Raw genomic sequence first — 8,124 nt, 5'->3', positions numbered from 1 at the left:
ACCCGTGACCGGGTGGGGCCCTTTCGGCGTTCCGTGAGGCCTCCGCGCGCGACCGCTGGGGGACCTCCGGAGGGCCGCCGGAGGGGCCCAGCGGAGCCGCCGCGGGGCCCGGCCGGCCGGGGCGGACGGGGGGTCGCGCCCTGTCCATGCGCTAAGACCGCGATCTCACTCCGCGAGACACAAGTTCAATCTCCGGCGAAAAGCGCCACTCTGGACGGGAGCGGCCCGGGAGTCTCAGGGCGGCGCACACGCTTTGACCTCGACGACACGAGAAGGCCGGCAACGCGGCCGGCTGGAGGGAATCCGATGGGACGGACACTCGCAGAGAAGGTCTGGGACGACCACGTCGTGCGGCGCGCGGAGGGCGAACCCGACCTCCTCTTCATCGACCTCCACCTGCTCCACGAGGTCACCAGCCCGCAGGCCTTCGACGGGCTGCGACTGGCCGGCCGCACGGTCCGCCGCACCGATCTGACGATCGCCACCGAGGACCACAACACCCCCACCCTGGACATCGACAAGCCGATCGCCGACCCGGTCTCCAAGGTGCAGCTGGAGACCCTGCGCAGGAACGCCGCCGAGTTCGGCGTCCGGATCCACTCGCTCGGCGACGTCGAACAGGGCGTCGTGCACGTCGTCGGCCCGCAGCTCGGCCTGACCCAGCCCGGCATGACCGTGGTCTGCGGCGACTCCCACACCTCGACCCACGGCGCCTTCGGCGCACTGGCGTTCGGCATCGGCACCAGCCAGGTCGAGCACGTGCTGGCCACCCAGACCCTGCCGCTGGCGCCGTTCCGGACCATGGCGGTCACCGTCGAGGGCGAACTGCCCGAGGGCGTCACCGCCAAGGACCTGATCCTGGCCGTCATCGCGAAGATCGGCACCGGCGGCGGCCAGGGCTACGTCCTGGAGTACCGCGGTTCGGCGATCCGGAGCCTGTCCATGGAGGCCCGGATGACCGTCTGCAACATGTCGATCGAGGCGGGCGCCCGGGCCGGCATGATCGCCCCCGACGAGACGACCTTCGCGTACCTCCAGGGCCGCCCGCACGCCCCGCAGGGCGAGGACTGGGACGCCGCCGTCGCGTACTGGCGGACCCTGGGCACCGACGAGGACGCGGTCTTCGACCACGAGATCTTCATCGACGCGAGCGAGCTGACCCCCTTCGTCACCTGGGGCACCAACCCGGGCCAGGGCGCCCCGCTGGGCTCGAACGTGCCGGACCCGGCCTCCTTCGCCGACCCGCAGGAGCGCCTGGCCGCCGAGAACGCCCTGACGTACATGGGCCTGGAGGCCGGCACCCCGCTGCGCGAGGTGAAGGTCGACGCCGTCTTCGTCGGCTCCTGCACCAACGGCCGGATCGAGGACCTGCGGGCCGCCGCGGCCGTCGTGGAGGGCCGCCGGATCGCCGACGGCGTACGGATGCTGGTCGTCCCCGGGTCCGTCCGGGTCGCGCTCCAGGCCGTCGAGGAGGGGCTGGACAAGGTGTTCACCGCGGCCGGCGCCGAGTGGCGCCACGCGGGCTGCTCGATGTGCCTGGGCATGAACCCCGACCAGCTCGCCCCGGGGGAGCGCTGCGCCTCCACCTCGAACCGCAACTTCGAGGGCCGGCAGGGCAAGGGCGGCCGCACCCACCTGGTCTCCCCGCAGGTCGCCGCCGCGACCGCCGTGCTGGGCCGCCTCGCGTCCCCCTCCGACCTGACCGCCGACGTCGCTCCCGTGGAGGCCTGAGCCATGGAGAAGTTCACCACCCACACCGGCCGGGCCGTCCCGCTGCGCCGCAGCAACGTGGACACCGACCAGATCATCCCCGCCCACTGGCTCAAGAAGGTCACCCGATCCGGTTTCGAGGGCGGCCTGTTCGAAGCCTGGCGCAAGGACGAGTCGTTCATCCTCAACCGGCCCGAGCGGCAGGGCGCCACGGTCCTGGTGGCCGGTCCCGAGTTCGGCACCGGCTCCTCCCGGGAGCACGCCGTCTGGGCGCTCCAGAACTACGGCTTCCACGCGGTCATCTCGTCGCGCTTCGCCGACATCTTCCGGGGCAACTCCCTGAAGAACGGCCTGCTGACGGTCGTCCTGCCGCAGGAGACCGTGGAGCGGCTCTGGGCGCTCACGGAGAGTGACCCTTCGGCCGAGATCACCGTCGACCTGGAGGCGCGCGAAGTACGGGCCGAAGGCGTCACGGCGGCCTTCGAACTGGACGACAACGTCCGGTGGCGGCTGCTCAACGGGCTGGACGACATCAGCATCACGCTGCGGAACGAGGCCGACATCGCGGCCTTCGAGGAGACCCGTCCGGCCTTCAAGCCCCGTACTCTGCCGGTCGCCTGAGTTCCCCTCAGAACAAGCATTCTGACGATCCACCGCATGGCCCGCGCCCCCCTCGGGGGGGCCGGGCCATCCGTCGTTCCGGAGCACGAGTTAGCGCCGGGGCCCGCCCCGGATTGCCCATTTGGCTTTGCGGAAGAGGGCCCCGCGCAAGTACAACTGCGGGTAGATGGCACAATCAGTACATGCACCGGCACCATGAACCTCCGTACGCGGGCGGCGAACCCGCGACTGAGGACTCCATGGGCCGGCCATCCGAACGCCGAATTGACGACCGGCCGGACGTCACCTCCGCACCAGCTGAGGGGCCGGACGACCAGGAAGTCGTAGCGCTCTACGCGCTTGTGGCCGAGCGGTTGAAGCAAGCTCACGCCCGCGTGCATGCGCTGAACGTGTCTGCCGATGCAAAGACCGCTCTCACCCGTCAACTCCTCATCGTCACCGAGACCGCCAAGCGCGATCTTCCGGAGGCGGCAAGGCGGTTGAGTCGCTTTGTACATGACCTCGACGAGGGGCCCCCGCCGCTCGACTGAGGTCGCCGACGCGCAAATCCATTGCGACACTAGGGTGATTCGCGCGTTTGGTAATTGAAAGTCCGCAGATACATACCTAACGTGCGAAAAGAACGGATGGAATCATCCGGCGCCCGTTTCCGAAGGGGAAGACGTGAACAAGGCTCAGCTTGTCGAAGCGGTGGCCGAGCAGCTGGGCGGTCGCAAGGCTGCCGCAGAGGCCGTCGACGCAGTGCTCGACACCATGGTCCGTGCCGTTGTGGCCGGTGACCGGGTCTCGGTGACCGGGTTCGGCACCTTCGAGAAGGTGGAGCGCTCCGCGCGCTTCGCCCGCAACCCGCAGACCGGCGAGCGGGTCAAGGTCAAGAAGACCTCGGTCCCGCGCTTCCGTCCGGGCCAGGGCTTCAAGGACCTGGTCAGCGGCAGCAAGAAGCTGCCGAAGGAAGGCCCCTCGGTGAAGAAGGCCCCCAAGGGCTCCCTCACCCCGGGCAAGAGCGGCGTGGCCGCCACCCCGGCCGCCAAGCGTGCCGCCACCAAGCGCGCCGCCGCCGCCGCTGCCGCCGCCCCGGCCACCAAGAAGGCCGCCGCCAAGAAGACGGCGACCACGGCCGCCGCCAAGAAGGCGACCACCACGGCCGCCGCCAAGAAGACCACGGCCACCGCCAAGAAGGCGGCCGCCACCGCCAAGAAGACGGCGCCGGCGAAGAAGACCGCCACCCGCAAGACCACCGCGCGCAAGACCTCTGCCAAGTAAGTCCCGCGCGACCGTCCTCGGACGGCCTTCGGCCCAGAGCCGCGGCACCCCCCCTCCCGTGAATTCGCGGAGACCGGTCGCCGCGGCTCTTTCGATTTCCGGGCGCTTAGTCAGGAATCCGCGGCGTGCGTCGGCGCGGGGCCGTTCCGGGCGGGGAGGCGGGTGGCGGGTGGCGGGGTTCCGGGTGGGGCCGGGCGGGGCCGTCAGCCCTCGGCGGGGTCGGGGAAGGTCTGGAGCGTCACGAAGACCACCCGGCGGGCCTCGCCGGTGCCCTCGGTGCGGATCCGCACCCGCTGTCCGGGGCGCAGCAGCCGCAGGCCGCCGGCGTCGAAGGCGGCCGCGTCGAACGGCACCGGGGTCCCGTCGTCGAGCAGCACGGAGCCGGCCCGGGTGGCGGGGTCGAAGGTGAACGCGGTGGCCTGCATGCGAGCAGCCTAGCGAGCGGCCCCGCCCGGGCCGGGGAGCAGGTCGGCGCCGGCCCGGGCGGGCTCCGGAGGGCGTCGAGGAGGGCTCGGAGGCGGGCTCAGCGCAGGCTCAGGCGGGCGAACAGCGCGCTGGTGTGCGGGCCGAGGCCGAGCACCGCGGCCTCGCCGAGGTCCGTCCCAGTGTCCACGTCCCGGCGCACCGACTCCACGTCCGGCAGGCGCAGTTCGAGCGCCCCGCCGGCCGTGTGCCGGGCCCGCGAGCCGTCCCCGAAGGCGGGGGAGAGCGGACGTCCGGGCGCGCAGGCGAGCAGGGTGGTGCCGAGGCCGGGGGAGTCCGGCAGGAAGGCCCGGCCGTCGGGCGGCACCGCGCCCAGCACCCGGGCCAGTTCGGCCGGGCGCAGCGCGGGGAGGTCCGCCGAGAGCGCCGCCAGCGGGGCCCGCGGGGCCAGGGCCAGGGCGGCCGCGGCGCCGTGCGCCAGGGCCCGGTTGAGGCCGCCGCCGGGCTCGTCGGCGACCACCAGGGCGCCTAGCGCGGCCAGTCGGGCGCCGGCCTCGGCGTCGCGGGTGACCACCAGGACCCGGTCGACGTCCGGGGTGGCCAGGGCGGCGGTGACGGTGTCCAGGGCGAAGGACAGTGCCAGGTCGGCCCGGTGCGGCCCGGCGTACGGGGCCAGTCTGCTCTTCGCCAGGGCGAGCGGCTTGAGCGGGAGCACCAGCGACCAGCCGGCCGTGGGTGCGGGGGGCGCGACGGGCTCACTGGGGCGTACGGTGTCCTGGGTCACCGGTGTCATTCTGGCGCTGGTCCCGGAGCCCTCGCCAGGCCGTTCGAGCTGTGCGGACGTGCGTTTGATCACGCCCGCCGGGCGGGTTGGCGCGGTTGCTCGACAGCCGGTGAGCGGGCGGGCGACACTGTTCCGCGCCCGTGGCCCGGGCACCGGCGGAAGCGGTGCGCGGCACCGGGACACCATGACCGCGGTAATCCGTGCCGCATCGGATGAGAAGGAGCTGGGGTGGCCCGCCGCTCGTACGCCAAGTTCGGCAACGCCGACTACGGCATCTGGTACCGCTTCGCGGCCGTGCTGGTGAAGCCGGTGACGACCGCCCTGGTGAAGCCCGACTGGCGGGGCTGGGAGCACATTCCGAGGAACGGCGGCTTCATCGCCGCGGTGAACCACAACTCGATCATCGATCCGGTGATCTACGCGCACTGGCAGTACAACAGCGGACGTCCGCCGCGCATTCTCGGCAAGTCCTCGCTGTTCTCCGTCCCCTTCATCGGATTCATGCTGCGCAAGACCGGCCAGATCCCGGTGTTCCGCGAGTCCACCGACGCCGCGCAGGCGTTCCGGGCCGCGATCGACGCGGTCAACGGCGGCCAGTGCGTGCAGTTCTACCCGGAGGGAACCCTCACCCGGGACCCGGACCTGTGGCCGATGACCGGCAAGAGCGGGGTCGCCCGGGTCGCGCTGATGACCGGTGCGCCGGTCATCCCCGTCGCGCACTGGGGCGCCCACGAGATCATCCCGCCGTACGGCCGGCCCGGTTTCGGGAAGGGCAGGTTCAACCTGTTCCCGCGGCACAAGGTCACCGTCGCGGCCGGGCCGCCGGTGGACCTGAGCAGGTACCAGGGGCAGGAGCTCACCGCCCAGGTGCTCGCCGACGCGACCGAGGACATCATGACCGCGATCACCGCCGTACTGGCCGAAGTCCGCGGCGAGGAGCCGCCGGCCGAGCGCTACGACATGCGCAAGGCCGCCCGGGAGCGCGCCGCGGCCGCGCTGGCCGAGCGCCGGCGCGCCAAGGGCGAGCCGGGCAAGGGCACCGAGGAGGCCGGCAAGTGACCCGCTGCGCCGTGATGGGAACCGGCTCCTGGGGCACCGCGTTCGCGATGGTGCTCGCCGACGCGGGCTGCGAGGTCGTGCTCTGGGCCCGCCGCCAGGAACTGGTGGACGCCGTCAACTCCACCCACGAGAACCCGGACTACCTGCCGGGCGTCCGGCTGCCCGACACCGTGCGGGCCACCACCGACGCCGCCGAGGCGCTGGCCGGCGCCGACTTCGCGGTGCTCGTGGTGCCCTCGCAGACGCTGCGCGACAACCTGGCCGCCTGGACGCCGCTGATCGAGCCGCAGACCGTGCTGGTGAGCCTGATGAAGGGCATCGAACTCGGCACCGCCAAGCGGATGAGCGAGGTGATCGACGAGGTCACCGGGGTCGGTCAGGAGCGCGTCGCGGTGGTCAGCGGGCCCAACCTGGCCAAGGAGATCGCCAACCGGCAGCCCGCGGCCAGCGTGGTCGCCTGCTCCGACGAGGCGGTCGCCAAGCGGCTCCAGGCGGCCTGCCACACGCCGTACTTCCGGCCGTACACCAACACCGACGTGGTGGGCTGCGAACTCGGCGGCGCGGTCAAGAACGTGATCGGCCTGGCGGTCGGCATGGCGGCCGGCATGGGGCTGGGCGACAACACCAAGGCGACGCTGATCACCCGCGGGCTGGCCGAGACCACCCGGCTCGGCGAGGTGCTGGGCGCGGACCCGCACACCTTCGCGGGACTCGCCGGGATGGGCGACCTGGTGGCCACCTGCTCCTCGCCGCTGTCGCGCAACAACACCTTCGGCATGAACCTGGGCCGGGGCATGACGCTCGCGGAGGCCAGCGCGGCCACCCGGCAGACCGCCGAGGGCGTGAAGTCCTGCGAGTCGGTGCTGGACCTGGCCCGGCGCAACGGGGTCGACATGCCGATCGTCGAGGCCGTGGTGGACGTGGTGCACAACGGGCGGCCGACCCAGGAGGCGCTGCAGGCGCTGATGTCGCGTTCGGCCAAGCCGGAGCGGCGCTGACCGGAGCGGCGGCGCCGGGGGTGCGGCGCCGCTGACTTCCCGGAAGGGCCTCGCACGGTAGTCTCAAACCCGATATGAGCATCGAACAGTCCTCCCCGAACCGGTCCGACCGGAAGCCGCGCGTCGCGCTGGTCTTCGGCGGGCGCAGCTCCGAGCACGCGATCTCGGTCTCCACCGCGGGCAGTGTGCTCAGGGCGATCGACCGCGACAAGTACGACGTGCTGCCGATCGGCATCACGCACGAGGGCCGCTGGGCGCTGACCAGCGACGAGCCGGCCCGGATGGCCATCACCGACGGGAAGCTGCCGGACGTGGCGCACGTCGCCGAGGGCGTCGACGGCCAGGTCGCGCTGCCGGTCGCCCCGGGCGACCGCGAGGTGGTCCTGACCGAGCCGGGCAGCACCCCGAAGGCCCTCGGCGAGGTCGACGTGGTCTTCCCGCTGCTGCACGGCCCGTGGGGCGAGGACGGCACGCTCCAGGGCCTGCTGGAGCTCTCCGGCGTCCCGTACGTCGGCAACGGCGTGCTGGCCAGCGCGGCCGGTATGGACAAGGAGTTCGCCAAGCGGATCCTCGCCTCGCACGGTCTGGACGTCGGCCGCTACACCATCGTGCGGCCGCGCGACTGGGAGTCCGAGGCGGGCCGCACGGCGGTGCGCGAGCGGGCCGCCGAGCTGGGCCTGCCGCTGTTCGTGAAGCCCTGCCGGGCCGGCTCCAGCATCGGCATCACCAAGGTGAAGGACCTGGCCGACCTCGACGCGGCGATCGAGGAGGCCCGTCGGCACGACCCCAAGCTGATCATCGAGGCGGGCGTGACCGGCCGCGAGATCGAGTGCGGCGTGCTGGAGTTCGAGGACGGCCCGCGGGCCAGCGTGGCCGGCGAGATCCTGGTCGGCGAGGGCTTCGACTTCTACGACTTCGAGGCCAAGTACATCGACTCCTCGGACGTGAAGATCCCGGCGGACCTCACCGCCGGGGAGCTCGCCGAGATCCAGCGCCAGGCGGTCGAGGCCTTCGAGGCGCTCGGCTGCGAGGGCCTGGCCCGGGTGGACTTCTTCCTGCTGGAGGACGGCACCTGGATGATCAACGAGATCAACACCATGCCCGGCTTCACCCCGATCTCGGCCTTCCCGAAGATGTGGGAGGCCAGCGGGGTCTCGTACCCGGAGCTGATCGACCGGCTGCTCGCGACGGCGCTGCGGCGCTCGACCGGGCTCCGCTAGGGCCTGTCTTCGGACGCGCGGAGGGCGGGCCGGGAGCTTCCCGGCC

The 8,124-nt window shown here is 72.3% G+C and carries 9 protein-coding genes; 7 read left to right on the top strand and 2 right to left on the bottom strand.

Features of this window, described 5'->3' with window-relative positions; translation table 11 throughout:
- The first annotated feature begins 306 nt into the window (after nucleotides 1-306).
- The 4 genes from leuC (at nucleotide 307) to ACFU6K_RS22945 (ending at nucleotide 3,594) form a co-directional block, all read left to right on the top strand.
- Nucleotides 307-1,731: a 3-isopropylmalate dehydratase large subunit gene (leuC, locus tag ACFU6K_RS22960; protein ID WP_380665841.1), complete on the top strand. Its 1,425-nt coding sequence runs from the start codon at nucleotides 307-309 to the stop codon at nucleotides 1,729-1,731.
- A gap of 3 nt (nucleotides 1,732-1,734) precedes the next feature.
- On the top strand, nucleotides 1,735-2,331 hold the full coding sequence (gene leuD / locus ACFU6K_RS22955; RefSeq protein ID WP_049659169.1) for a 3-isopropylmalate dehydratase small subunit: 597 nt from the start codon (nucleotides 1,735-1,737) through the stop codon (nucleotides 2,329-2,331).
- A 182-nt stretch (nucleotides 2,332-2,513) separates the two neighbouring features.
- The gene (locus ACFU6K_RS22950; RefSeq protein WP_369808362.1) at nucleotides 2,514-2,861 is read left to right on the top strand and encodes a hypothetical protein; all 348 of its coding nucleotides are present in this window, start codon (nucleotides 2,514-2,516) and stop codon (nucleotides 2,859-2,861) included.
- A 133-nt stretch (nucleotides 2,862-2,994) separates the two neighbouring features.
- The gene (locus ACFU6K_RS22945) at nucleotides 2,995-3,594 is read left to right on the top strand and encodes an HU family DNA-binding protein (protein ID WP_380665839.1); all 600 of its coding nucleotides are present in this window, start codon (nucleotides 2,995-2,997) and stop codon (nucleotides 3,592-3,594) included.
- Between the two features lie 203 nt (nucleotides 3,595-3,797).
- On the opposite strand, the gene ACFU6K_RS22940 is transcribed toward ACFU6K_RS22945, so the two are convergent.
- Together ACFU6K_RS22940 and cofC are read right to left on the bottom strand one after the other, a co-directional pair.
- A complete protein-coding gene (locus tag ACFU6K_RS22940) occupies nucleotides 3,798-4,019 on the bottom strand; it encodes a hypothetical protein (RefSeq protein WP_030257846.1) in 222 nt (73 codons plus the stop codon).
- A gap of 98 nt (nucleotides 4,020-4,117) precedes the next feature.
- Complete coding sequence (cofC, locus tag ACFU6K_RS22935; RefSeq protein WP_380665836.1) at nucleotides 4,118-4,801, bottom strand: 2-phospho-L-lactate guanylyltransferase; 684 nt, start codon at nucleotides 4,799-4,801, stop codon at nucleotides 4,118-4,120.
- Nucleotides 4,802-5,029: 228 nt separating this feature from the next.
- On the opposite strand from cofC, the gene ACFU6K_RS22930 reads away from it, so the two are divergent.
- The 3 genes from ACFU6K_RS22930 to ACFU6K_RS22920 all read left to right on the top strand — a co-directional run bounded on the left by ACFU6K_RS22930 (nucleotide 5,030) and on the right by ACFU6K_RS22920 (nucleotide 8,078).
- Nucleotides 5,030-5,860: a lysophospholipid acyltransferase family protein gene (locus tag ACFU6K_RS22930; protein ID WP_380665834.1), complete on the top strand. Its 831-nt coding sequence runs from the start codon at nucleotides 5,030-5,032 to the stop codon at nucleotides 5,858-5,860.
- Nucleotides 5,857-6,858, top strand: coding sequence for an NAD(P)H-dependent glycerol-3-phosphate dehydrogenase (locus ACFU6K_RS22925; RefSeq protein WP_380665832.1), 1,002 nt, complete (start codon nucleotides 5,857-5,859; stop codon nucleotides 6,856-6,858). The genes ACFU6K_RS22930 and ACFU6K_RS22925 overlap by 4 nt, the downstream gene beginning before the upstream one ends.
- A gap of 74 nt (nucleotides 6,859-6,932) precedes the next feature.
- Nucleotides 6,933-8,078: a D-alanine--D-alanine ligase family protein gene (locus tag ACFU6K_RS22920; RefSeq protein ID WP_380665830.1), complete on the top strand. Its 1,146-nt coding sequence runs from the start codon at nucleotides 6,933-6,935 to the stop codon at nucleotides 8,076-8,078.
- The last annotated feature ends 46 nt before the right edge of the window (nucleotides 8,079-8,124 follow it).

The organism is Kitasatospora sp. NPDC057512 (assembly GCF_042802135.1).
Classification (GTDB): Bacteria; Actinomycetota; Actinomycetes; order Streptomycetales; family Streptomycetaceae; genus Kitasatospora.
The sequence above is the reverse complement of the archived record's forward strand: the minus strand, read 5'-3'. Positions and strand labels throughout refer to the sequence as shown.